This window comes from Burkholderia sp. BCC1972, assembly GCF_905339605.1.
Taxonomy (GTDB): Bacteria; Pseudomonadota; Gammaproteobacteria; order Burkholderiales; family Burkholderiaceae; genus Burkholderia.
In genome coordinates this window covers 55462-78505 of record NZ_CAJPGH010000007.1, presented here as the reverse complement: position 1 = coordinate 78505, position 23044 = coordinate 55462, and the positions used below count along the sequence as shown (strand labels likewise).

Below are 23044 nucleotides of genomic sequence, written 5' to 3'. Positions count from 1 at the left end.
GACATCCCCGGCTATCTGAATGCGATCGGCTGATCTGCCGGACGCGGCATCTCGCCACGATGCTGGATCCATCCGCCCCCCAGCGCACGGTACAGGTCGACCAGGTTCGTCCAGCGCGCCAGACGCGCATTGATCAGCGACTGCTGCGCCGCGTACAGGTCGGTTTGTGCGGTCAACACCGACAGGTAGCTGTCGGCACCGCTCTTGTAGCGCAGGTCCGACAGGTCGAAACGTCGCTGCTGCGCGTGCTCGTTGCGCTCGAGCGCCGCGATCTGCTGGTCGTACGTGCCGCGTGCGGCCAGGCCATCCGCCACTTCGCGGAACGCCGACTGGATCGCCTTCTCGTAGTTCGCGATCTCGATGCGCTTCTGCACGTGCGCGAGATCGAGGTTCGCGATGTTCGAGCCGCCTTCGAAGATCGGCAACGCGATGCTCGGCGCAAACGACCACGCCGCCGTGCCGGCCTTGAACAGACCGCCCAACGTCGGGCTCGCGGTGCCGAACGCGGCCGTCAGCGAGATCTTCGGGAAGAACGCCGCGCGGGCCGCACCGATGTTCGCGTTCGCGGCCAGCAGCGCCTGCTCGGCCTGCATCACGTCCGGACGACGCGTCAGCAGGTCCGACGGCAAACCGGCCGGCACGTCCGGGAGCAGGTTCTGCGCATCGAGCGACAAGCCCGGCGGCAAGTCTTCCGGCAGCGGTTCGCCGACCAGTTGCACCAGCGCATTCAGCGCCTGTGCGCGTGCACGCGCCTGTGCCTGCTGGTTCGCGAGCGCCGTTTCGACGACCGTCTGCGCCTGACGCAAGTCGAGTTCCGTGCCGGTGCCGTTGTCGAACTGCAGCTTCGTCAGGCCATACGATGCCCGCGCGGTCTTCAGCGTGTTCTCCGTGACCTGCAGCAGATCGTCGGTCGACAGCAGTGTCAGGTATTGATCGGCCACCTGCGACACCAGCGAGATTTCCGATGCCTGCCGTGCGTATGCAGTCGACAGGTATTGTGCAAGCGCTTGATCCTTCAGGCTCTGCACGCGGCCGAACAGGTCGAGCTCCCACGACGCCGAAAGGCCGACGTCATAGGTGCGCGAGATGATCGCCTGGCTGGTCGGCGAGACACCCTGCGGATAGCGCTGAATGTTTCCCGTCGCCATACCGTCCAGCGTCGGAAACAGCGCCGCGCGCGTGATCTGGTACTGCGCGCGCGCCGCCTCGATATTCAGCACCGCCACACGCAGATCGCGATTGTTCGACAGCGCGATCTCGATCAGCCGCTGCAGGCGCGGATCGGCGAAGAATTCGCGCCAGCCGATGGCCGCCGCGGCCTGGCCGTTCGCGCTGCGTGCACCCGCTGCGGCGCCCGGCTGCGTCGCATAGACGCCGCCGGCCGGGTACGCCTGCGCGACGGGTGCGTCGGGCCGCGTGTAGTGCGGCGCCATCGTGCAGCCCGCGGCGAAGAGCGCGGCCGCCGCAACCGCCGCCATGCGAATTCGACTCATGTTGCTCCCGTTGCGCACCGCCGCGGCACGCGTTTCAGATTGCACGCTCATACGGCCTCCAGCACGCGAGCGCGCTCGCTGGTCGCCGCCTCGCGATGACGCTTCGCGATCAGCGTGTACACGGTCGGCAGCACGAACAGCGTGAACAGCGTACCGACCAGCATGCCGGTCGACACCGTGATCCCGATCGCGAAGCGGCTGGCCGCACCCGCGCCGCGCGCGAAAATCAGCGGCACGAGCCCGGCGACCATCGCGGCCGTCGTCATCAGGATCGGCCGCAGCCGTACTGCGGCTGCGTGCTCGATCGCCGCGCGCCGGTCGAGGTGCTGCGTGCGTTGCAGCTCGTTCGCGAAGCTCACCATCAGGATCCCGTGCTTGGAAATCAGGCCGATCAGCGTCACGAGCCCGATCTGCGTATAGATGTTCAGCGTCGCGAAGCCGAGGTACAGCGGCACCAGCGCACCGCACACCGACAGCGGCACCGACACGAGGATCACCAGCGGATCGCGCAGGCTTTCGAACTGTGCGGCAAGCACCAGAAAGATGACGACGAGTGCGAACACGAACGTGACCGTCAGCCGATTGCCCTCCTGCACGTATTGCCGCGATTCACCGAGCCAGTCGATGTCATAGCCGGCCGGCAGCGACTGCTTCTGCAGAAACTCGACCGCTTGTCCCATCGTCACGCCGGGCGCGGCCACCGCCGACAGGGTCGCCGAGTTCAACTGGTTGAACTGCGTGAGTGCGTTCGCCTGGCTGCCGTTCGACACGCGCACGACGGTCGACAGCGCCACCATCTTGCCGCCGCGCGTTTTCACGTAGTAGCGGTTCAGCATCTCCGACGACAGGCGCTCCGCGCGCGCGACCTGCGGAATCACGTCGTACGAGCGGCCGTTGTGGTCGAAGCGGTTCACGTAGTTCTCGCCCACGAGCACCGCGAGCGTATCGGCGATGTCCTTCATCGTCACGCCGAGCGCATTCGCCTGGTTGCGGTCGATCGTCACGCCGACCGCGCGGCTGTCGAACGTCAGATCGCTGTCGACCACCGCGAACAGCCCGCTCTTCGACGCGGCGGCCTTCAGTTTGTCCATCGTCGCGAAGATGTCCTTGAAGTCTGCGGGCGCGCGCAGCACCATCTGGATCGGCAGGCCGCCGCTCGACGCGGGCAGCGACGGCAGCAGGAACGTGAACACCTGGTCGCCGGCGATCGCGTTCGCGCGCGCCTGCACGAGCGCCTGCAGGTCGGCCGCACCGCGTGTGCGCTTCGACCAGTCGACGAGGTTCACGCCGGCAAAGCCGAGATTGGCCCCGCCGACGCCGTTCAGCACGAAGCTCGTATCCGCTTCGGGCAACGAGCGGAACACCTTCTCGACCTGCGGCGCGTAGCGTTCGAGGTAGTCGAGGTTTGCATACTGCGGCGCCTTCACCTGCAGCATGATCGAGCCCTGGTCCTCCTGCGGCGCCAGTTCCCGCTTCACGCCGCTGAACAGCACGCCGATACCCAGCAGCACGCCCGCGCCGAACACCAGCACCGCCGGCCGTGCCGCGAGGCTCGCGTGCAGCAGGCGGCGGTACCCGTGCGTGACGCGCGACAGCGTGTGTTCGATCGCCCGCGCGACACGGCCCTCCGACATCCGGCTGTCGAGCAGCAGCGAGCTCAGCATCGGCGAAAGCGTCAGCGCGATCACCGCGGACACGCACACCGCCCCTGCGAGCGTGAAAGCGAATTCGCGGAACAGCGAGCCGGTCAGCCCGCCCATCAGCCCGATCGGCGCATACACCGCAATGAGCGTGATGGTCATCACGATCACCGGCGACGCGATCTCGCGCGCGCCGAGCAGCGCCGCGCGCGCGGGCGGCTCGCCGGATTCGATGTGCCGGTGAATGTTCTCGACCACGACGATCGCGTCGTCGACGACCAGCCCGATCGCCAGCACCATCGCGAGCAGCGTGAGCAGGTTCAGCGAGAAGCCCGCGGCCAGCATCAGCGTGGCGGAGCCGACGAGCGCGAGCGGAATCGTCACGACCGGGATCACGACCGCGCGGAACGAGCCGAGGAACAGGAAGATCACGACCACGACGATCGCGATCGCCTCGATGATCGTCTCGCGCACCTCGTCGATCGACGCGTTGACGAAGCGCGCGACGTCGAACACGTCGCCGATCCTGATGCTGGCCGGCTTGCTGCGCTCCATCGTCGGCAGCAGCGCCTGGACGCCGCGCACGATGTCGAGCGGGTTGCCCGACGGCGTCGCGTTGATCGCGATGTTGACGGCGCGGTGCCCGTTCATCAGCGCGCTCGCGTTGTATTGCTGGCCGCCCAGCTCGATCGTCGCGACGTCGCGCAAGCGCACGAAGCTGCCGTTCGCAGCCGATTTCACGACGAGGTTGCCGAACGCACCGACGTCGGTCAGGTCGGTGTTCGCGGAAATGTCGGCAACGGTCAGCGCGCCCTTCAACTGGCCCGGTGCGGCCTGGACGTTGTTCGCCTTCAGCGCGGCCGCGACATCGGCGGCCGACAGCCCGTGCGCGGCGAGCCGCGACGCGTCGAGCCAGACCCGCATCGCGAGATTCTGCCCGCCGACGATTTCGGCCGACGCGACGCCCGGCACCGTGGTGACCAGCGGCTGCGCGACCCGGACCACGTAGTCGGTGATCTCGGGGATCGACAACGTATCGCTCGAGAAGCCGAGATACATGACGGCCGTCGGCGCGTCGGTCAGCTTGGTGATCACGGAGTCGTACGCGCCCTCGGGCATCTTGTACTTGACCTCCTGCACCTTCGCCATGATTTCCGTCATCGCGCGGTCGGCGTTCGCATTCAGGCGCAGCCGCGCCTTCACGACGCTCTTGCCCTGCGTCGACGTGGAGGTCAGATACTCGATGCCGTCCGCGGTCGCGATCGACTGTGCGATCGGCGTCGTCACGAAACCCTGCATCAACGCCTGCGACGCACCGGGATAGGCCGTCTCGATGCTGATCGTCGCGCTCTCCAGCATCGGATACTGGCGCACCGGCAGCGCGCCGAGCGAGCGCAGGCCCACCAGCAGGATCAGCAGGCTGCAGACGAGCGACAGCACCGGCCGCCGCACGAAGATGTCGGTGAAACGCGCGCCTTGCGTGGTCTGGCTCATCGCACCGTCTCCCGTTGCGTGGACGCATCGGCCAGCACCTGCACCTTCGCGCCCGGCGCAACGCGCAACTGCCCCGTCGTCACGACCACGTCGCCCGCGCGCAGCCCGTCGTCGATGACGATGCGGCCACGCTCGCGCGCACCGGTCCGCACCTGGCGCACGCGCGCAATGCCGACACCGCGCCCGTCGCGCTGCTCGACCACGACCACGGTGTCGCCCGCCTGCGAGGTCTGCACCGCGGTATCCGGCACGCTGATCACCGCGTCGCGCCCCGGCAGCGCCAGGTGCGCGTCGATATACATCCCCGGGCGCAGCAACTGGCCGGTGTTGGCCACGGTGGCCTGCACGGTGATGTTGCGGGTCTCGTCGCCGACCTGCGGCTCGATCGCGGTCACGCGCCCTTCGAAGGCCCGGCCCGGATACGCATCCGCCGTCACGCGCACGGTCTGGCCGAGCGCCACGCGGCTCAATGCCTTCTGCGGCACCGTGAAGTTCGCGTGCAACTCGTCGAGATCGGTGAGCGTCGCGATCGCATCGCCCGGGTTCAGGTACTGCCCGAGGTTGACGCGGCGCAGGCCGATCACGCCGGAAAACGGCGCGCGGATCAACTTCTGCGTAATGACCGCCTGGGTCTCGCGGATATCGGCGCGCGCGGCGTCGAGCTCGTAGCGGCGTGCGTCGAATGCCGCCTTCGGCTCGGCCCCGTTCGGCACGAGCTGCTCGGCGCGTGCGAACTGCCGGCGCGTATAGTCGGCCTTCGCCTGCAGCCCGGCGAGCTTCGCCTGTTCGGGCGCGTCGTAAAGCTGCACGAGCGTTTGCCCGGCACTCACGCGCGAGCCCGCGACGAACTGGATGCCGACGATGCGGCCCGCGACTTCCGGCGCGATCGTCACCTGCCGCACCGCTTCGAGCGAGCCGACCGCATCGAGCGTCGGCGCCGTCGCCTGCGGATTCACGACGACGGTCTCGACCGGCAATGGCGCCGGTGGCGGTGCAGGCCGATCGGCGGCCGATACACGTTCGGTGCGCCACAGGAACAACGCGCCGAACAGGACAATCAACACGCCTGCGGTAAAAAACATTGAGCGTTTCACTGATATCTCCCCGATGAATCAGTCATGACATCAGTTTGTGTGGAGCGGCCCGGCCGGGATGTCAATTTTTTGAATCCCTGTTTAAATATTTCGCATGCCTGACACGAAAAAAAACCGCATGCCCGGGACGAACGGGACATGCGGTGAAAAGACACCCGCCACGAAGTCAGATGGTCGCGGCAGGCGAACGCGACGCATGAAGGGTCCATGCGCGCGCATACGGGTGTGACATGGCCAACAGGACGGCACCGAACAGCAGCAATGGATTGGTACTGACCGCCCCGCACATCAGGAACAGCACCGACATCGCCGCCGCGCCGGCAATCCCCCATGCGGTTGCGATGCCGAGCAGGATCGACAGCCCTGCCGCCAGTTCGAGCCAGGGCACGGCCAGGTTGACCGCGGCGACGTGCGGCAGCGCCACGTGTCCGATCGCGCTGGTCAGCGCGAGCCGCACGGCTTCGGGCGCCGCCGTGGATCGCGCGACGGCAGCTGTCAGGAACGGCCCCGCATCGAAGTGCCCGACGATCTTCGTCAGGCCGGCCCAGATCCAGAACGCGCCCAGTACGAGCCGCAGCACGAGTGCGACGGCGGTCTTCATCGCGCCACCTGCGGATGCAGGCGATGCAGCTGCCTGAAACCGATCATGGTCACGCCCAGCAAACACGCGAACATGATGGCAATCGCCGCGTTCGTCTCCATGGGCAGTGCGCTGACGACCCCCGACACGATGGAGCCGAGCGCCAGCATCAGGCACCCCTGCAGGCTCGCGGCGGCGCCCGCGCGGCCCGGGAACAGGGCCATCGAGCGCGCCATCGCGTTGGAGAAGATGAAGCCCTGCGCAAACGCGATCAGCATGATCCCGCCGAGTGCGGTCACCAGGATCAGTTCACCGCCGCTCGACGCCACGCAGGCCACCCCGAGCGCAAAGGTCGCAATGCCGCCGCGCATCAGCTGCTCGCCGCTGTAGCGCCGGATCAGGCTGCGGTTCAGCGTCGTGCCGCCGAGGTAGCACAGCCCGACGCCGAGCGCGGTCGAACCGAAGTACGACGCGGAATGCCCGAGGCGGAACTGCACGATGTACGGCCCGATCACGTTCCACATCAGGAACGCCGAGAAGCTCATCCCGAGCAACGCGACGGCCGACTGGAACTGCGGATCGGACAGGATCTCGCGATAGCCCGCGATGGTTTGCCGCGGCGTGCGCCGCAACTCCGGCCGCAGCGTCTCGCGCAGGCCCGCGAACGCGAACGACAGCACGACGAGCCCGTAGCCGCAGTAGACGACGAAGTTCCAGCGCCAGCCGGCCCACTCCTGAACGTGTCCGCCGATATACGGCGCGATCACGGGGCCGAGCCCGAACGCCAGGCTGAGGTAGACGATCGCGACGCGGAAGCGGTCGCCCTTGAGCCGGTCGACCAGCACGGCGCGCGCGACGACCTGGCATGAGCCGATCGCGAAGCCCTGGATCGCGCGTCCTGCCATCAGCACCTCGAACGACGGCGCGACGACCGCGATCGCACTACCGGCGATGAACAGCGCAAGGCCGAAGAGTACCGACGGGCGTCGGCCCCACCAGTCGGCCAGCATGCCGAATGCGAGCTGGCCGATCGCATAGAACACGAGCGTGATCGTGATCGTGTTCTGCATCATGCTCGGCATGACGTTGAGTTCTCGACCGATGGCCGGGATGCTCGGCGAATAGAGGTCGATCGCGATCCCGCCGACGCTGTTGATCAGCGGCGCCAGGAACACGAGGAAGTTTTCGTATCTGTTTGAGTCGGACATGGGGACGTTCCTGAAATGACGGGACAGGCCGACGCGAGTGCGTGCGGCCCGTCGGGATCAGTGACCGTTTGCGGTGCATTCAACCTGCCTCAGCGGCATACGTGCCGGCGGCGGATCGTCGAGCGGGCTCCACATCGGCAAATCGTTGCGCCTGGCCATGTCGTCGATCTTCACCATGATGACGCGCGGTGCGTTGTCGTAGTACGTACCCCAGTCGACATGTCTGTCACGTACCCGGCTCACGCAGGCGCGGCCGAGGTCGTCATACGCGATCTGCAACGACTGCACGATGTGACGCACCCGCTCCGTCGCCGTCATCAGCACGTACCGGTAGTGATGCTGGGCCAGTGTGCGGAACACGTTCGCGATCAGGTAGCGCCCCGCGCCCTTCGAGCCGAACGACGAGAACTGCCCGAGCTCGACCAGCTCCGCACGCGACAGCCCGTAAAGGCTCGTCAGCGATTCGTCGAGGTAGTGCTCGGAGAACAGCGGGGCGCTGTCGCCCCAGCTGAGCCCCAGGCATGCGTAGCCGGGCAACGTCATCGCGCGGTCGGTCAGGCACCAGAACTGGTCCGGGCGAGGCTCCGGCCGCGCGCCGTGCGCCTGGTAGTAGTGCTGCGAGACCGCGAGCTGCATCTCGCGATAGGCGCCCTGGCCCGGATGAAAGCTTCGTACGATGTGCACGTTCGGCTCCCGGTCAGTACAGCGACGCCGCATGATCACGCTCGATCAGCTGACGGCGCGGCCGCCCGGTAACCGTGTAGTAATCCTTGCGGAAACGCTCGATGTCCGTCACGACCCGGACCCGCCGCACGCGCGCGAAATCCGCCAGCCGCGGTTCGAGCCGCGCCATCTCGTCGCGCACCGCCGCTTCGCCGTGCTCGGACAGCACGATCGCCGCAGGCTCCTCGCGCCCTTCGCCGAACACCACGATGTCGTCGATCAGCGCGCTTTCCTTGTAGACCGTCTCCACCCATTCCGGCGAGATGTTGCGCGCCGTCGACAGGATGATCACGTGCTTCTTGCGGCCGGTGATGTACAGGAAACCATCGACGATCTCCGCGATGTCGCCGGTGTGCAGGTAGCCGTCGGTGAGTTCGCACGACGTATCGTCCGAGTTGTAGTAGCCCGCGCAGAGCGTCGGCGTGCGCACGCGCAGCTCGCCGTCGACGATCACCGGCACGATCCCGTCGAGCAGCGTGCCGGCCGAGCCGATGCGGCGCTGCCCCGGATAGTTCAGCGAGATGATCGAACTGTTCTCGCTGAGCCCGTAGGCCTCGTAGACCTGCACGCCGTGCTTGTCCAGCGATTCGAGCACGGTGGCCGGAATCTTCGCGCCGCCCGTGATGATGTGCGGATTGCGGCGGCCGAACAGTTGCGTCGTACTGGTCGACTCCAGCAATGCGTCGGCCTCCTCGAGCAGCTTCGGCGGCAGGTACAGGAAATTCGGATCGACGCGGGCGATCAGGTCCAGGTAGTCGCGCGCATTGCCGCTGCGTGCGCCGTACTCGGCGTAGTTCGCGGGCATCAGCGTCAGCGAGCCGCCGGACAGCACCGGCAGGAACACGCCGAGCACCTGTTCGATCAGCAGGCTCATCGGCACGATCGACAGGTAGTCGAGCGGGCCGGCCGGCACACGCTTCAGCACGTTCGTCACGAGCAGGCCGACGGCCTCGTCGCGGATCTTCACGCCCTTCGGCTTCGACGTCGTACCGGACGTATGGATGATCCCGCAGATGCCCGGCTCGATCCGCTCGCCGGTGGGTGCACCCGCCGCAGGCCATCCGTCGTGCTCGCTCGCGGCGTTGATGCATGAGATGCCGGGCAGGATCGAACCGATGCGTGCGGCGGTTTTCGCATCCTGCGCGAAAATCGCGGTTGCCTTGTGCAGCAGGCTGCCGATCTGCTCGTCGGAGAACTCGATCGGCACCGGCAACAACACGGCCTTCACGCGGAAGATCGCGAGCATCGTCGCCACCCACGTGTAGCTGGAGCGCGCGGCAATACCGAACACGAGACCGCTGCAATCGCCGTATACATCTTCCAGCTTGCCGGCGATCCGCGTCACGTCCGCGCGCAGTTCGTCCAGCGAGTATTCACGGCCGTCCATTTCCCGCACGACAATGCGGTTCGGTGCTTCGGCGAAATGACGTTCGATGAGTGCGCTGATCATGCAATTGCTCCCTTGCGATAGCTTTGTGCACCGAAGATGCGGCGCCCCGTGTCCGCGAGACGGCGGCGGCCGTGCATCACGCGGCTGTTGTCGATCGCGACGATGTCGCCCTTGTTCCAGAACAGGTCATACGTATAACGGGCGGTCACGTCCTTGATTTCGTCCCACACCTCGAAATCGATGTCGGTGCCGTCGGCCCACGTGATCAGCGGCGGCTCGTAGTTCACGCTCGGGCCGAGCAGCGAGTTGCAGAACGCGCGACGGCCGGAGAAGCAGCTGGCGGTGATCGCATCGGTCACGCGCTCGGACGACACGAGAAACGGGTCGAGGCGGCGATAGTGCTGGCCTCGCACGCGCTGGTTGACGATCTCGAGATGCGAGTCGTTCACCTCGTGCGCCGGCACCTGCAGCTCGACGCTCAGGAAGCGTTGCACGTTCGGCCAGGGAATACGGCGCGAATACTTGATCTGGCGTTGCTCGAACAGGCGACGCACGGCCGGCGTCAGTTCGTGCAGCACGCGCTGCCCGTCGCAGATCGTCGTCTCGGAGCCGACGCGAGCCGGCTCGAGGCAGTAGAACCATTGCAGGTCGGGCGTGAACGGCAGGTTGCCGTTCTCACGGTGCAGGCCCATTTCGAGCTCGCCGGCATCGATTTCCGCGGTGTTTTCCGTCGAGGTCTTGCGCGCCGGATCGAACGTGACGCGCGCCGAATGCTGGCTGACGAAGCGGTTGAAATCGTCGAGCGTATCCGCGAAATTGCGATAGATCACGACACCCGAATGGGCGAGCTGCTCGTACAACTGGTCGGTATCGACAAGGTCGATCGCCTTTTGACCGGGCTCGAGGCTTTCGATCAACTCGAAGCCGAAACGCGGCAACGGTTTGTGCTGAACCTGCGCGGTGACTACGTCAACAACATCCATCATGGTTGCCTCTCAGGGTGGTTAGTTTTGCGTTCGAAGCACGGCTTCGTCGAACACTGACCAATCTACCGACACGGCTGGGCACACCGTTTTAAAAATTAAATGGTGGATGTAAATTTTGTTTAGGGTACTGCAAGGAAACCCGGCTTTGCTTCCTCACCGGCAATAAACCGGACGGCGGCAATCGCCGGCCGGCGCGGGCCGATTGCGGCTATGCGGGCAACTCCCCCGGCTCGAGCGCGTTGGCGCTCGCGAGATCCTTGAACAGCGTGCGCATGGTGCGGATGTCGGGGTTCTTTTCCATCGGCGTCGCCCAGATCACGTCCAGCGTGAAGGTCGGGAAGCCGAGCGGCACCTCGCAGATCTGCGCGGTCGACGGAATCGACAGGTACGGGATCAGCCGCCGCGGCAACGTCAAGGCAACCGGCAGCCGCGAGACGATGTTCACGCAGGCCTGATATGTGTTGGCGCGCGCGACGATACTGCGCGAGCGGCCGAGCTTCTCGAGCCAGCCGTCGATCATGTTGCGCTCGGATACCCACGGCGTCGGGAACACGTGGTCCATGTCGCAGAATTCGTCGAGCGAGACGCGCGTCGACGGCGCGAGCTTGCGCGACGCGGTCAGACACACAAACGTGTCGGAAAGGACCGATTCCCATTGCAGGTCGGGATGCAGCCGGTGATAGCCGGGACCGAAGCCGATCGCGAAATCGATTTCTCCGGCCAGCAGCCGCTCTACCGGCAGTTCGCGGCCGAGGCGGTCGACGATCAGCGAGGTTTCGCGGCCGCGCTTCATGAACGACTCGAGCACGCCCGGCAGCAGCAGCAGCTCGAAGTACTCCGGCGCGCAGACGCGCATCACGCGGCGGGTCGTTGCGACCACCTGGTCGTCATCCATGTCGGCGCAGTGGTTCACCGCATCGATCACGTTTCGCAGATAGGGCTCGATCGCCTCGGCCTTGGCCGTCGCGACGAGGCTGCCGTGATCGACATCGAAGAGCACGTCGTGGAAGCAATTGCGCAACCGCTTCAGGCAATAGCTGACGGTGGGCTGGCTGATGCTCATGACCTCGGCGGTGCGGCGGGCGCTTTTGTGTTCGTACAGACACAGAAACACCATCACGTCTTGCAGATCGAGTTGGCGCAATACGTTGCTGTTGAGCACGATTTTCCTCGTTGTTGTTGTCATTGGACTGTTTCCCGGTACCGCGCAATGCCCCGGTCATGCCGCGGCGATCGTCGATCGCCCTGTTCCGTCACGCCTGGTCGGCGTCGTCCTGCGGCAGCGCCTCTCCCGGCAAGGCGAGCAGCGCCTGCTTCAAGAGCGCCGCAAGCATCGTCCGGTCATCGGCCTCGAGCCCGCCGAGCAGCAGATTCTGCGTATCCACGTGCACGTGCACGGCCCGATCGATCAGCTCGAGGCCTGCCGGCGTCAACCGCACGGTAAGGCCGCGGCCATCCTGCGGATTCGGCACACGCTCGACGAGGTCGGCCTGCTCCAGGCGCATCAACCGGTTGGTGATCGCGCCGGACGTGATCATGAGCGAGCGATAAAGTTGCGTCGGCGACAGCTCGTAAGGCTTGCCGGCACGCCGAAGCGTCGCCAGCACGTCGAATTCGCCTTCCTTGAAACCAAACGGCGACAGCGCCTCCGTCCGCGCCTTCTCGCAGTGCTTCGTCAGCCGCGCGAGCCGGCCGAAGATCTCCATCGACGCGACGTCGAGCTCGGGGCGTTCGTGGCGCCATTGAGCCACCACACGGTCGACATGATCCTCCTTGACCCACGCAATCATGAATGTCCTCGCATTTGAAGGGGTTCTCGGTGAGTGCTTGTCATCAATATATCTCAATATTAAGATAATCGCGAGAGCGCATGTTGGGCGCGACTACGGAGCAGACCCATGACAAAACTATCATTCGGAGACCATGATCTCTACTACGCTGATGTCGGCAGTGGTACGCCTGTCGTGTTGATTCACGATTTAGGCAGTTGCGGGCGCGCATGGGCGCGCCAGATGTCGTTCCTGCGTCAGGCCGGTTTTCGCGTGATCGTGCCGGACCTTCCCGGTCACGGCGCGTCGTCCTATCCGGATCGCACGCTCGACATTCAGGCGTTCGCCGGCGGCCTGGAATGCCTGCTGGATCATCTCGGGCTCGAAAGCGCGAACCTGGTCGGCCTGTCGCTCGGCGGAGCCATTGCACTATCGGTGGCGATCGACGCGCCGTCGCGTGTCGGCAAGCTGATTGTCTGCAACGGATTCTCGAGCCTGGTTGCCGACGATGTCGCGCGCCGGTTCGAGCTCTGGAAAGCAAGGTTCCAGCGCGGCGACGGCGCGACACGCTGGTTCGAGGAAATGTGGCCGCTATTGGTGAGCGCCGACTACGCTCAAACGGAAGATGGCGAGATCGCATATCAGATCGGCCATGCCCATGCGGCAGGAACCGATCCGGCGTTCCTCGCCCGACTTTGCGCGGGAATCGCGAATTACGACGTGCGGAGAAGACTGAATCTCGTCCGCAGCGAGACGCTGGTTCTGCAAAGCGACGACGATGGCGTTCATCCGGCGATCGAGGGCCAACGGCTTGCCGCCATGATCCCGGGGGCACGATTCGGTGCACTGCCTGGAAGCGGGCATCATCCGAATCTCGACAGCGCCAGGACATTCAACTGGACGCTCTTGCGCTTCCTGTCGGATCACAATGAGCTGGATGCCGCCGCTGTTGCATCTCATTGAGAAGATTGCCGGAGCCCATCCGATACTCGACACCACGCGTCACACCCTCGAAAGCGAACGCCGGCCGCATGACCGCCAGCCTGCGTTCGCACGCCCGTCTCGCGCTTACACGCGCCGCAGCGGCCGGAACCCGGCACGCACCTCACGCGCAAACAGTTCAGGCTCCTCCCATGCCGCGAAGTGCCCACCCTTGTCGACTTCGTTGAAGTAGATCAGGTTGTGATAACTGCGCTCGGCCCAACTGCGCGGCGCCTGATAGATCTCCCCCGGAAACACCGTGATCGCGGCCGGCAACGAGATATCCACCGCGTTGAAGTTGTTCGAGTGGTCCTCCCAGTAGATCTGCGCAGCCGACGTCGCGGTGTTCGTCAGCCAGTACAACGAAATGTCGTCGAGGATCTCGTCGCGTGGAATCGAGCGTTCCGGCACGCCGCCGCTGTACGTCCATTGCGAGATCTTGTCATACATCCACGCGGCCTGCCCCGACGGCGAATCCGCGAGCGCGTAGCCGACCGTCTGCGGCCGCGTGACCATCATCGCCGAGTAGCCGCAGTTGTCGCGATAGAACGTCGCGAGCTTCTCGTACGCGGCCTTTTCCTTCGGCGACAGCGAAGCCGGCGCGGGCGCATCGGTCGCGAGCAGCGTCGCGATGTCCGGCGGCACCGTCGCCGGCATGTTCACGTGAATCCCGGCCAGCCCCTGCACGCGCTGCATCGCCATCCGGTGCGAGATCACCGAGCCGCAGTCGCCGCCCTGCGACACGAAGCGCGTATAGCCGAGCCGCGCCATCAGCTCGCCCCACGCACGCGCGATGTGGTCCGAGCCCCAGCCGGTCTTCGTCGGCCGGCCCGAAAAACCGAAGCCCGGCAGCGACGGCACGACGACATGGAACGCATCGTCCGCGCTCGCGCCGTGTGCGGTCGGGTCGGTCAGCGGGCCGATCGCCTTCAGCAGCTCGAAGATCGAACCGGGCCAGCCGTGCGTCATGATCATCGGCATCGCGTTCTCGTGCCGCGAACGCACGTGGATGAAGTGAATATCGAGCCCGTCGATTTCCGTGATGAACATCGGGAAACCGTTCAGGCGCGCCTCGCCCTTGCGCCAGTCGTAGTCGGTGCCCCAGTAGCGCAGCAGCGCCTGCATGCGCGCGAGCCGCACGCCCTGCGATTCGTCGGCGACGGTCTCGCGGCCCGGCCAGCGTGTCGCCGCAATGCGGCGGCGCAGGTCGGCGACGGCTTCATCGGGAATGTGCGCGGTGAACGGGCGTATGCCGCTCGCGCCGGATGCGGCGTGCAGCGCGGTGGGCAGCATCGCCGAGACCCCGGCGGCCACGGAAGTGGCCAGCAGGTGGCGACGCATCGGGGAAAACGGTGTGGAAGACATCGTTCGGCATCTCCTTTCGTGAAGTGGAAAGTGAACATGCCGCGCGCGGGATCGCGCCCAGGCTTTCCGTCCGGCGCGCCCTCGTCACGCGGCGTCGCCCATTTGAAAGGTCTGATGTATCCCGGATTTGTCTGATTTGTACGCGTTTGTAGCCGTGCCCGGCGAGCGGCCCGCGCCGCCGCTCGCTCGTCGATCGAGACGCTCAGAGCGCCTTGACGATCGCGCCGTCGACGCGAATGTTCTGCCCGGTGATGTAGCCCGCGCCGTCCGACAGCAGGAACGCGACCGTCTTCGCGATCTCGCCCGTCTTGCCGAAGCGGCCGGCCGGAATGCGCGCGACGATCTCCGGCGTTTCCGGCCAGCTGTCGATGAAGCCCGGCAGCACCGCGTTCATCCGGATGTTCTCGGCCGCATAGCGTTCCGCGTACAGGCGCGTCCACGCGCTCAGTGCCGCCCGCAGCGCCGACGACACGGGCATCGGCTGCTCGGGCGCGTCGGCCGCGAAGCTCGAGATGTTGACCACCGCGCCGCCGCCCTGCTTCTGGAAGATCGGCGTCACGCGGCGCATCACGCGCACCACGTTCAACAGGATCAGGTCGAGCCCCGCATGCCAGTTGTCGTCGGTGATCGCCAGCAGATCGCCCTTCGGCGGATGGCCCGTGTTGTTCACGACCGCGTCGATCCGGCCGTAGCGCGCGACCGTTTCCTGTACGAGCTTGTCGATATCGGCTTCTTCCGTCACCGAGCCCTTGATGCCGAAGCCGCCCAGCTCCTCGCCGAGCGCCACCGCGCTGCCCGACGGCGACATCAGCGCGACGCGATAGCCCGTCGCCGCCAGTTCGCGCGCGATCGCCGCGCCCATGCCCTTGCCCGCCGCCGTGATCAACGCCACTTTTTCTACAGTCACGATGTGCTCCTCGTTCCGGTTCTGCCGCCGCGCAGCCGCCATTCGGCGCGCCATGGTGGTAATGTAGGCGTATCGATTCCGGCTGTCGAACCAGTATTTCTGCCGCCAGCCGATAGTTTTTCTACAGCCTGACGATGCCGCCACGCCCTTCCCGCCTGCCGCCGCTGAATGCACTTCGTGCGTTCGAGGTGTCCGCACGGCACCTCAATTTCCGCGCCGCCGCCGACGAGATCGGCGTCACGCAGGGCGCCGTCGCGCAGCAGGTGCGCCACCTCGAGGACGTGCTCGGCCTGAAGCTGTTCGAGCGCCTGCCGCGCGGCCTCGCGCTCACGCACGACGGCGCTGCGTATTTCTCCGACGTGCAGCGTGCGCTGCACTCGATCGCCGATGCGACCGACAAGCTCGTGAAGCGCCGCGCCGCGCTGACGATCAGCACGACGCCGTCGTTCGCGTCGAAGTGGCTGATCCCGCGGCTCGCGCTGTTCACCGAAGCGCATCCCGACTACGACGTGCGCGTGATCGCCGACCCGCAGATCGCGACGTTCCGCCACGACGGCGTCGATCTCGCGATCCGCTACGGCAAGCCGCCGTTCGGCAAGCATCTCGTCACGCATGCGCTGTTCCCGCTCGACGTGTGTGCGGTGTGCAGCCCGGCGGTGCTGGCCGCGCCGGCTTCGCCGCGTGCGCTCGCCGGCCAGGTGCTGTTGCATGACGCGCACGACCTGTGGCCCGAGTTCCTCGAAGCGATGCCCGAACCGGTCGACATCGATCCGCACAAAGGGCTGCGCTTCAACCAGACGTCGCTCGCGATCGATGCGGCCGTCGCCGGCCAGGGTATCGCGCTCGCGACCGATCCGCTCGTCGAGCGCGACATCGCCGCCGGCCGGCTGTGCAAGCCGTTCGATTTCGCGTTTCCGCTGTCGGTGGGGTTCTATCTCGTGTATCCGGCCGAGCGCCGCGATGACGATGCGATCGTGGTGATGCGCGAGTGGATGACCGGGCAGGCAGTGGCGGACGGGCGGCCGTGAGCGGCTCGAGCGTCCTTCGTCAGCGTCAGGGCGCAATCCAGCGGCCTTCGTAGCCGCTTATGACGGTGGCGCGTAACACCACGCTCAATACGCCTGACTGGTGGGTCGGAACAACACCTCGTTGATGTCGACGTCGTCGGGCTGACTCATCGCATACTCCACTGCGCGCGCGAATGCCGATGCCGGGATGGCCTGCTGATACACCTGGTTCATGCCCTTGGCGACGTCCGGATCGGTAATGGTCTGCGTCAGCTCGGTTGCCACGGCGCCCGGCGAGATGATCGTCGTTCGGATGTTGTGCGGCTTGACCTCTTGCCGCAAACCTTCGGAGATAACCCGCACGGCATGCTTGGTCGCGGCATACACGGTACCGCCCGGACCGACCTTGTGCCCGGCCACGGAAGACACATTGATGATGTGTCCGCCCTTTTGCGCGATCATGTGCGGCAGCGCGGCCGCAATGCCGTACAGCACGCCCTTGATGTTGACGTCGACCATCCTGTCCCATTCGTCCACTTGCAGACGCTCGAGCATCGAACTGGGCATGAGCCCCGCGTTGTTCAGCATGACGTCGATGCGACCGTGCAGATCGACTGCACGGTCAACCAGCCGCTGGACTGCATCGCGTTCGGTGACGTCTGTTTCGAGAAACGACTCCTGGTCCGTGCCAATCTCGTTGGCGAGCTGCTCCAGCCGATCCACGCGGCGCGCGCCGAGCACCAGCTTTGCACCGAGTTTGGCCAGATGCCGCGCGGTCTCTGCGCCGAGACCGCTGCTCGCACCGGTAATGACGACGACTTTGCCGTCGATGTTGTCGGTCATGATGTTCCTCCCTCGAGTTTGCGCATGCGTCACGCCGCGCGCCTGGAAAATACGTCCTTGAACACGGGCATTGCCGAAAAGACGTTCGGCCATCCCGCGTAAAACGCCAGTTGCGTCAACGTCTCGGACGCCTCGTCCTTCGTGAGTCCATTGTCCATTGCGCGGTTCAGGTGATACGGGATCTGCGCAACCTGGCCATTGGCGACGAGCGCACTGACCGTCACCAGGCTGCGATCACGCGGCGAGAGCCCGGGGCGAAGCCACAAGTCACGAAACAGCGCGTCGGTCGTGTACTCGACCACGCCTGGCGCGACGGCTTCGAAGTTCTCCGCGACTGTCTGCGCGCGCTGATTCTCGACCGCCTCGTTCAGCGGAAGCGGCGTGACGTCGGCAGGCGGAAGCCGATCGGCACCGATGCCGCGTTCGTCAAATACATGCTTTGCGATGACGGATGCGGAGGTTGCGTTGGCCCATCCCGAGTAGAAGGCCAGGTGCGCGATCATTTCCGATATTTCCGCGGGCTTCACGCCGTTATCCAGCGCGAGCCGGAGGTGACGCGGCAACTCGATGGCCTGGCCACGGGCTATCAGCACCGAAAGCGTCACGATGCTGCGATCGCGTGGAGACAGTTGCGGTCGCTTCCACAGCCCGTCGAACACGGTGCGAGTCGTGTATCGCTCAAAAGCCGGGGCGACGGCTTTCAGATCGGTGACGGATAGGGGTTCTTGCATGGTATCGGTCCTTTGTGTGTTGGCGCACGCTGCGGCGAAAAGTGCCAGCCCCATCGTTGCGGCAAGCTGCCACACGCGAAGCATGCGTTCGTCAGGGCTTGGCGTACTGCGCATCGGTGACGTGTTCGAGCCAGTTGACGTTGTTTCCATCGAGTGCCTCCTGAAGCGCGATATGTGTCATGCCCGTCGTGGCGGATGCACCGTGCCAGTGCTTGACGCCGGCGGGAATCGACACGACGTCGCCCACTGCGATCGGCTGCCGTTCCCGGCCCCATTCCTGAACCCAGCCGCGCCCTGATGTCACGATCAGTGTCTGCCCGAGCGGATGCGTGTGCCATGCCGTCCGTGCAGCGGGCTCGAAAGTGACCTGGCCGCCCGACAAGCGAGAAGGTGGCATTGATTGAAAGAGCGGATCGATGCGCACCCGGCCCGTGAAGCGCTGTGCGGCGCCTTGCACTGAAGATTGCGTGCCGCTGGTTGCAACCGCGATGCTCACCGGTTCGGCACCGCCATCCGCTGCCGCCAAGGATGCGCAGGACAGCGTCAGGACAAAAGCCCAGGACGCCAGTGTCCTCATTGCGGTTCGCCGCTGCCGAGGTATTGCGCATCCGTCACCTTTTCCAGCCAGTGGACGTTTTTACCGTCGAGCGCCTCCTGAACGGCGATATGCGTCATGGCGGTGGTAGACGTCGCGCCATGCCAGTGCTTGTGGCCGGGCGGGCACCAGATCACGTCACCCGCGCGGATTTCGACGCGCGGCTCCCCTTCGCATTGCGTCCAGCCGCAGCCGGCGGTCACGATCAGCGTCTGCCCGAGCGGATGCGTGTGCCACGCGGAGCGTGCGCCCGGCTCGAACGTCACACTGGCGCACGACACGCGTGCGGGCGGTGGCGGTGCGTTCAGCGGGTCGATTCGCACCGTGCCCGTGAACCACTCGTCGGGGCCTGTCATCGACGGCTGCGAGCCTGCGCGCTTCAATTCCATGATGTCGTCCTCGCAAAACAGTGCCGCATGCATCGTTCATGCTGGCGATGATGAAACTCTAGTCCCTCGCCATTCATGCGACTAGATGGCAAAATCGGCATAGGCCTATGCACAGGTGCATAAATCCATGGAAGACTTCAACGATCTGGTTGCGTTCATGGCGGTCGCGCGCGAACGCAATTTCACGCGGGCGGCCGCGCAGCTTGGGGTATCCCAGTCGGCGTTGAGCCGCACGGTGCGCGCGCTCGAGGGGCGCATGGGCATACCGCTGCTGACACGTACCACCCGAAGCGTGTCGCCGACCGAGGCTGGCGAGCGGCTGCTTGCATCGATAGGCCCGCGCTTCCAGGAAATCGAGGCCGAGCTGGAATCGCTGCGGGCGACGACGGATCAACCGGCCGGCAACGTCCGGATCACGGCAACCGACTACGCGGCGAACGCTTATGTATGGCCGCGATTGCAACCGCTGCTGCATCAATATCCCGCGCTCAGGATCGAACTGGTGAACGACTATGGGCTGACCGACCTCGTCGCCGATCGCTACGACATTGGCGTAAGGCTCGGCGACCAGGTCGCCAAGGACATGATCGCGATGCGTATCGCCCCGGACATGACCATGGCGATCGTGGGTTCCCCGAACTATCTGGCGTCTCGACCCACGACGAAAACGCCGCAAGACCTGACCCGGCACAATTGCATCAACCTTCGATTGCCGACAAGAAACGCGTTGCTGTCGTGGGAGTTGAGCAAGGGACGACGCGAGCTGCAGGTGCGCGTCGACGGTCAGCTGACGTTCAACAACGTCTATCAGATGGTCGACGCGGCGCTTGCCGGGTTCGGCCTGGCTTATGTTCCCAAGGATCTGGTCGAGCAACACGTCGAAGCCGGCCGTCTTTGCTGGGTGCTGGAGGAATGGTTTCCAACCTTTGTCGGACATCACGTCTACTACCCGAGCCGGCGCAAGTCGTCGCGGGCCGTAGAACTCGTCGTGGACGCCCTCAGATCCGGCTTTCAAGGCAGTGCGCGGTAAGAGATGCCTTGCACAGCCGGTTTCGCAGGCCCTTGTCGATCCAGCGGAGCACCGGCGCTCGACGGTTCGGTCGCCTTGCATGCCATGCGCGTCCTCACAGATCGCCCGACTGCATCGAGTGTTCGGAGCGACGCGAGACTGCGACGGCGAGCAGGCTCGCAACGATCAGCAAGACAGCGCTCATGACGAAGGTCGCGCGATAGCCGTTCCGGTCGAACACGAAACCGCCGACCGTCGCGCCCAGCATGATCGCGAGCTGGACGACCGCGACCATCAGGCCGCCGCCGGCCTCCACATCCTCCGGCAGCGTACTCGACAGCCATGTCCACCAGCCGACAGGTGCTGCCGTGCCGATCAAGCCCCAGATCGCGAGCAGAAACACCACCGCGCCAGCCGAGCGACCGAACGCAACGAGTGCGAATGCGACGAGCGCCATCACCACGGGTATTGCAACGAGCGTTGCATTCAAGTTGCGTCTCAGGAGCATGCCGATCAGCATCGTTCCCAGAAGCCCGGCCACGCCGATGACGAGCAAGATCAGTGACAACGTGGAGATCTCGACGCGCGTCACGTTTTCGAGAAATGGCCGGAGATACGTGAACAGTGCGAACTGCCCCATGAAGAACACGCTGACTGCCGCCATGCCCAGCGCAACGGGTGCGCGTTTCACCAGTCCGAATGCGTTTGCCGTGTCGTCGTGCCGCACCGGCTTCATCGATGGCAGGGCGACGAGTTTCCATCCAAGGGCAATTGCCGCAATCGGGACGACACAAAAGAATGCCCACCTCCAGCCGACCAGCGTACCGAGAAAGCTGCCGAGCGGCGCGGCAACGACGGTTGCGAGCGCATTCCCGCCGTTGATGACCGCCAGCGCTCTCGGCACGCTGCGGCTCGGCACGAGACGCACGGCGGTCGCCGCCGATAGCGACCAGAAGCCGCCGATAGCGACGCCGATAAGCGCCCGGCCAACCATGAAGACGACGTAGTTTGGCGCGAGCGCGACGACCGTTCCCGACACAATCATCAGCAGCGTCAGCAGCAGAAGCAGGATCTTGCGGTCGAGCCGGCCGGCCAGCGACGAAACGCACAGACTCGTCATCAGCGCGAATGCGCCGGAGATGGAGATCGCCTGCCCCGCCTGCCCCTCGCTGATACGCAGGTCGCGAGCAATCGGCGTCAGCAGACTGACCGGCATGAACTCCGACGCGACCAGCGCGAATGCACCGAGCGACATGGCGAGAACGGCGCCCCACGCAGCCATTCGATCCTCTGTTCCGGAGTGGACGGGGGCGACAGGGGATTGGGCTGTGTCCAGCACGGCGGAGGATGGCTCCGATGAGTCAAAGCGACAAGCCGCGCAGGGTGGAATTCCGGCCGTCGGCGCTGCGACATCGGTCATCGGCCGCACTTGCCGGAGGCGTCACGCTCTGCCACGCGCACGGTGGGTGCACCGGACTGCACGAGCGCGACCTTGGCGGAGGCAGCCTGAGCGTCGTCGACCCAGGTGCGCGGATTCATGCGCGCCGGGTTGAAACCCGCTGCTTCGTATCGAAGCATTTCGTCACGCACCTGCGCGCGAGTGATGCCCTGGGAAACCGGTTGAGCGAGCACGGGCACCGATCCGGAAACCGCCAGCACCAGCGCGAAAACGCGAAGAATGATGTTCAACATCGAATCCTGAAAATTTGAAGAGTGTGCGGAGCGCGAGCAGTCCGATGCGACGGACCTGCGGCACCGCCCGGAATTGCTTCGCAGTGTACGTTCGCACGATCAGTCGATTAAGTAGCTATACTTGTTAGAACCTATCAAATCTATTCATGAATGCCGGACACGGCCCATGTGCTGAGTCGCCACCTGCGTTGGAGGCAACGGATCGAATGGCTCGAGAAAATTTCAATGACCTGCTTGGGTTTCTCGCGGTCGCGCGTGAGCGGAGCTTCACGCGCGCGGCCGCGAAACTCGGCGTATCCCAGTCGGCGCTGAGTCATACCGTTCGCGATCTGGAGGCTCGGCTGGGCGTACGTCTGCTGGCCCGAACCACGCGCAGTGTGTCGACCACGGATGCCGGCGAAGAACTGCTGAGAACCCTCGCGCCACGTATCGAGGAAATCGAAGCGAAACTGGCGTCGTTGTCCGACTTCAGGGACAAGCCTGCAGGCGTCATTCGCATCACGGCAACGGATCACCCGATCGACACGATCGTGTGGCCCAAGTTGCGCGGGGTTCTGGCCGAATACCCGGATATCCGCGTGGAGATGACGGTTGACTACGGTCTGACCGATATCGTTGAAGAGCGCTACGACATCGGCATTCGATTCGGCGATCAGGTCGCGAAAGACATGATCGCCGTGCGCATCAGTCCGGATGTTCCGATGGCAATTGTCGGCGCGCCCTCATATCTCGATCTTCGGGCAATGCCGAAGACACCGCCTGATCTCGTCGATCACAATTGCATCACGCTTCGTCTTGCTTCGGCAAAAGGCGTCTATGCGTGGGAACTCAAGAAGGGGAAGCGGGAAATCCAGGCGCGCATAGACGGTCAACTGACTTTCAATACCCAGCCTCAGATGTTGCAAGCCGCACTCGACGGATTCGGATTGGCGTTCCTGCCGGAGGATGCGGTGCTGCCCTATGTTCGCAGCGGCATGTTGCGCACGATGCTCGACGATTGGTGCCCGACGTTTCCCGGTTACCACGCCTACTATCCGAGCCGCCGCCAGACCTCGCGTGCATTTTCCATTGTCATGGATGCCTTGAAGCATCGGTCATAGCCCTCGTTACCGCTGACTCGTCACCCTGTCGGCAGAACGCACCACGGT

The 23044-nt window shown here is 65.1% G+C and carries 22 protein-coding genes; 4 read left to right on the top strand and 18 right to left on the bottom strand.

Annotated elements, in window-relative coordinates; all coding sequences use genetic code 11:
• Window positions 1–11: 11 nt before the first annotated feature.
• From U5798_RS12975 to U5798_RS12930, 10 genes are all read right to left on the bottom strand, one after another.
• A complete protein-coding gene (locus U5798_RS12975; protein WP_322082245.1) occupies window positions 12–1493 on the bottom strand; it encodes an efflux transporter outer membrane subunit in 1482 nt (493 codons plus the stop codon).
• 47 nt (window positions 1494–1540) lie between these two features.
• The gene (locus tag U5798_RS12970) at window positions 1541–4627 is read right to left on the bottom strand and encodes an efflux RND transporter permease subunit (protein WP_322082244.1); all 3087 of its coding nucleotides are present in this window, start codon (window positions 4625–4627) and stop codon (window positions 1541–1543) included.
• Window positions 4624–5721 (bottom strand): efflux RND transporter periplasmic adaptor subunit, encoded by a 1098-nt coding sequence (locus U5798_RS12965; RefSeq protein ID WP_415859494.1) that lies wholly within the window; start codon window positions 5719–5721, stop codon window positions 4624–4626. Before U5798_RS12965 ends, U5798_RS12970 begins: the two co-directional genes overlap by 4 nt.
• A 166-nt stretch (window positions 5722–5887) precedes the next feature.
• Window positions 5888–6322 (bottom strand): DoxX family membrane protein, encoded by a 435-nt coding sequence (locus U5798_RS12960; protein WP_322082242.1) that lies wholly within the window; start codon window positions 6320–6322, stop codon window positions 5888–5890.
• A complete protein-coding gene (locus U5798_RS12955) occupies window positions 6319–7509 on the bottom strand; it encodes a multidrug effflux MFS transporter (RefSeq protein WP_124451459.1) in 1191 nt (396 codons plus the stop codon). Before U5798_RS12955 ends, U5798_RS12960 begins: the two co-directional genes overlap by 4 nt.
• Window positions 7510–7566: 57 nt before the next feature.
• Window positions 7567–8193: a thermostable hemolysin gene (locus U5798_RS12950; protein ID WP_322082241.1), complete on the bottom strand. Its 627-nt coding sequence runs from the start codon at window positions 8191–8193 to the stop codon at window positions 7567–7569.
• A 13-nt stretch (window positions 8194–8206) separates the two neighbouring features.
• Window positions 8207–9682, bottom strand: coding sequence for an AMP-binding protein (locus U5798_RS12945; protein ID WP_322082240.1), 1476 nt, complete (start codon window positions 9680–9682; stop codon window positions 8207–8209).
• Window positions 9679–10608 (bottom strand): TauD/TfdA family dioxygenase, encoded by a 930-nt coding sequence (locus tag U5798_RS12940; RefSeq protein WP_124451466.1) that lies wholly within the window; start codon window positions 10606–10608, stop codon window positions 9679–9681. The genes U5798_RS12945 and U5798_RS12940 overlap by 4 nt, the downstream gene beginning before the upstream one ends.
• A 208-nt stretch (window positions 10609–10816) precedes the next feature.
• Window positions 10817–11770 (bottom strand): LysR family transcriptional regulator, encoded by a 954-nt coding sequence (locus U5798_RS12935; protein ID WP_124451468.1) that lies wholly within the window; start codon window positions 11768–11770, stop codon window positions 10817–10819.
• A gap of 91 nt (window positions 11771–11861) precedes the next feature.
• Window positions 11862–12398 (bottom strand): MarR family transcriptional regulator, encoded by a 537-nt coding sequence (locus U5798_RS12930; protein WP_322082239.1) that lies wholly within the window; start codon window positions 12396–12398, stop codon window positions 11862–11864.
• Window positions 12399–12506: 108 nt separating this feature from the next.
• On the opposite strand from U5798_RS12930, the gene U5798_RS12925 reads away from it, so the two are divergent.
• On the top strand, window positions 12507–13340 hold the full coding sequence (locus U5798_RS12925; RefSeq protein ID WP_322082238.1) for an alpha/beta fold hydrolase: 834 nt from the start codon (window positions 12507–12509) through the stop codon (window positions 13338–13340).
• 105 nt (window positions 13341–13445) lie between these two features.
• On the opposite strand, the gene U5798_RS12920 is transcribed toward U5798_RS12925, so the two are convergent.
• On the bottom strand, window positions 13446–14723 hold the full coding sequence (locus U5798_RS12920) for an epoxide hydrolase family protein (protein ID WP_124451474.1): 1278 nt from the start codon (window positions 14721–14723) through the stop codon (window positions 13446–13448).
• A gap of 202 nt (window positions 14724–14925) precedes the next feature.
• A complete protein-coding gene (locus U5798_RS12915) occupies window positions 14926–15630 on the bottom strand; it encodes an SDR family oxidoreductase (protein WP_124451476.1) in 705 nt (234 codons plus the stop codon).
• A gap of 134 nt (window positions 15631–15764) precedes the next feature.
• Between U5798_RS12915 and gcvA the strand changes: the two genes are divergently transcribed.
• A complete protein-coding gene (gene gcvA / locus U5798_RS12910) occupies window positions 15765–16658 on the top strand; it encodes a transcriptional regulator GcvA (RefSeq protein WP_322082237.1) in 894 nt (297 codons plus the stop codon).
• 84 nt (window positions 16659–16742) lie between these two features.
• On the opposite strand, the gene U5798_RS12905 is transcribed toward gcvA, so the two are convergent.
• The 4 genes from U5798_RS12905 to U5798_RS12890 all read right to left on the bottom strand — a co-directional run bounded on the left by U5798_RS12905 (window position 16743) and on the right by U5798_RS12890 (window position 19195).
• The gene (locus tag U5798_RS12905; protein WP_322082236.1) at window positions 16743–17480 is read right to left on the bottom strand and encodes an SDR family oxidoreductase; all 738 of its coding nucleotides are present in this window, start codon (window positions 17478–17480) and stop codon (window positions 16743–16745) included.
• Between the two features lie 29 nt (window positions 17481–17509).
• Window positions 17510–18211: a carboxymuconolactone decarboxylase family protein gene (locus tag U5798_RS12900; protein WP_322082235.1), complete on the bottom strand. Its 702-nt coding sequence runs from the start codon at window positions 18209–18211 to the stop codon at window positions 17510–17512.
• 91 nt (window positions 18212–18302) lie between these two features.
• Complete coding sequence (locus tag U5798_RS12895) at window positions 18303–18701, bottom strand: cupin domain-containing protein (protein WP_322082366.1); 399 nt, start codon at window positions 18699–18701, stop codon at window positions 18303–18305.
• A gap of 83 nt (window positions 18702–18784) precedes the next feature.
• Window positions 18785–19195, bottom strand: coding sequence for a cupin domain-containing protein (locus tag U5798_RS12890; RefSeq protein ID WP_322082234.1), 411 nt, complete (start codon window positions 19193–19195; stop codon window positions 18785–18787).
• A 127-nt stretch (window positions 19196–19322) separates the two neighbouring features.
• On the opposite strand from U5798_RS12890, the gene U5798_RS12885 reads away from it, so the two are divergent.
• A complete protein-coding gene (locus U5798_RS12885; protein ID WP_322082233.1) occupies window positions 19323–20225 on the top strand; it encodes a LysR family transcriptional regulator in 903 nt (300 codons plus the stop codon).
• A gap of 94 nt (window positions 20226–20319) precedes the next feature.
• Here U5798_RS12885 and U5798_RS12880 read toward each other — a convergent pair whose 3' ends face one another.
• Both U5798_RS12880 and U5798_RS12875 read right to left on the bottom strand, forming a co-directional pair.
• Window positions 20320–21486, bottom strand: coding sequence for an MFS transporter (locus tag U5798_RS12880; RefSeq protein ID WP_322082232.1), 1167 nt, complete (start codon window positions 21484–21486; stop codon window positions 20320–20322).
• 134 nt (window positions 21487–21620) lie between these two features.
• Entirely contained in the window at window positions 21621–21893 is a 273-nt protein-coding gene (locus tag U5798_RS12875) for a DUF4148 domain-containing protein (protein ID WP_322082231.1), read from the bottom strand.
• A 209-nt stretch (window positions 21894–22102) separates the two neighbouring features.
• On the opposite strand from U5798_RS12875, the gene U5798_RS12870 reads away from it, so the two are divergent.
• Window positions 22103–22996: a LysR family transcriptional regulator gene (locus tag U5798_RS12870; RefSeq protein ID WP_322082230.1), complete on the top strand. Its 894-nt coding sequence runs from the start codon at window positions 22103–22105 to the stop codon at window positions 22994–22996.
• Window positions 22997–23044: the final 48 nt, after the last annotated feature.

Excerpts from the sequence above, each read along its gene's own strand:
- U5798_RS12885 (WP_322082233.1), top strand. The coding sequence starts at position 19,323 with ATGGAAGACTTCAACGATCTGGTTGCGTTCATGGCGGTCGCGCGCGAA.
- U5798_RS12900 (WP_322082235.1), bottom strand. The coding sequence starts at position 18,211 with ATGCAAGAACCCCTATCCGTCACCGATCTGAAAGCCGTCGCCCCGGCT.
- U5798_RS12975 (WP_322082245.1), bottom strand. The coding sequence starts at position 1,493 with ATGAGTCGAATTCGCATGGCGGCGGTTGCGGCGGCCGCGCTCTTCGCC.
- U5798_RS12945 (WP_322082240.1), bottom strand. The coding sequence starts at position 9,682 with ATGATCAGCGCACTCATCGAACGTCATTTCGCCGAAGCACCGAACCGC.
- U5798_RS12960 (WP_322082242.1), bottom strand. The coding sequence starts at position 6,322 with ATGAAGACCGCCGTCGCACTCGTGCTGCGGCTCGTACTGGGCGCGTTC.
- U5798_RS12955 (WP_124451459.1), bottom strand. The coding sequence starts at position 7,509 with ATGTCCGACTCAAACAGATACGAAAACTTCCTCGTGTTCCTGGCGCCG.
- U5798_RS12930 (WP_322082239.1), bottom strand. The coding sequence starts at position 12,398 with ATGATTGCGTGGGTCAAGGAGGATCATGTCGACCGTGTGGTGGCTCAA.
- U5798_RS12940 (WP_124451466.1), bottom strand. The coding sequence starts at position 10,608 with ATGATGGATGTTGTTGACGTAGTCACCGCGCAGGTTCAGCACAAACCG.
- U5798_RS12970 (WP_322082244.1), bottom strand. The coding sequence starts at position 4,627 with ATGAGCCAGACCACGCAAGGCGCGCGTTTCACCGACATCTTCGTGCGG.
- U5798_RS12870 (WP_322082230.1), top strand. The coding sequence starts at position 22,103 with ATGGCTCGAGAAAATTTCAATGACCTGCTTGGGTTTCTCGCGGTCGCG.
- gcvA (WP_322082237.1), top strand. The coding sequence starts at position 15,765 with ATGCCGCCACGCCCTTCCCGCCTGCCGCCGCTGAATGCACTTCGTGCG.
- U5798_RS12890 (WP_322082234.1), bottom strand. The coding sequence starts at position 19,195 with ATGGAATTGAAGCGCGCAGGCTCGCAGCCGTCGATGACAGGCCCCGAC.
- U5798_RS12920 (WP_124451474.1), bottom strand. The coding sequence starts at position 14,723 with ATGTCTTCCACACCGTTTTCCCCGATGCGTCGCCACCTGCTGGCCACT.
- U5798_RS12880 (WP_322082232.1), bottom strand. The coding sequence starts at position 21,486 with ATGGCTGCGTGGGGCGCCGTTCTCGCCATGTCGCTCGGTGCATTCGCG.
- U5798_RS12925 (WP_322082238.1), top strand. The coding sequence starts at position 12,507 with ATGACAAAACTATCATTCGGAGACCATGATCTCTACTACGCTGATGTC.
- U5798_RS12905 (WP_322082236.1), bottom strand. The coding sequence starts at position 17,480 with ATGACCGACAACATCGACGGCAAAGTCGTCGTCATTACCGGTGCGAGC.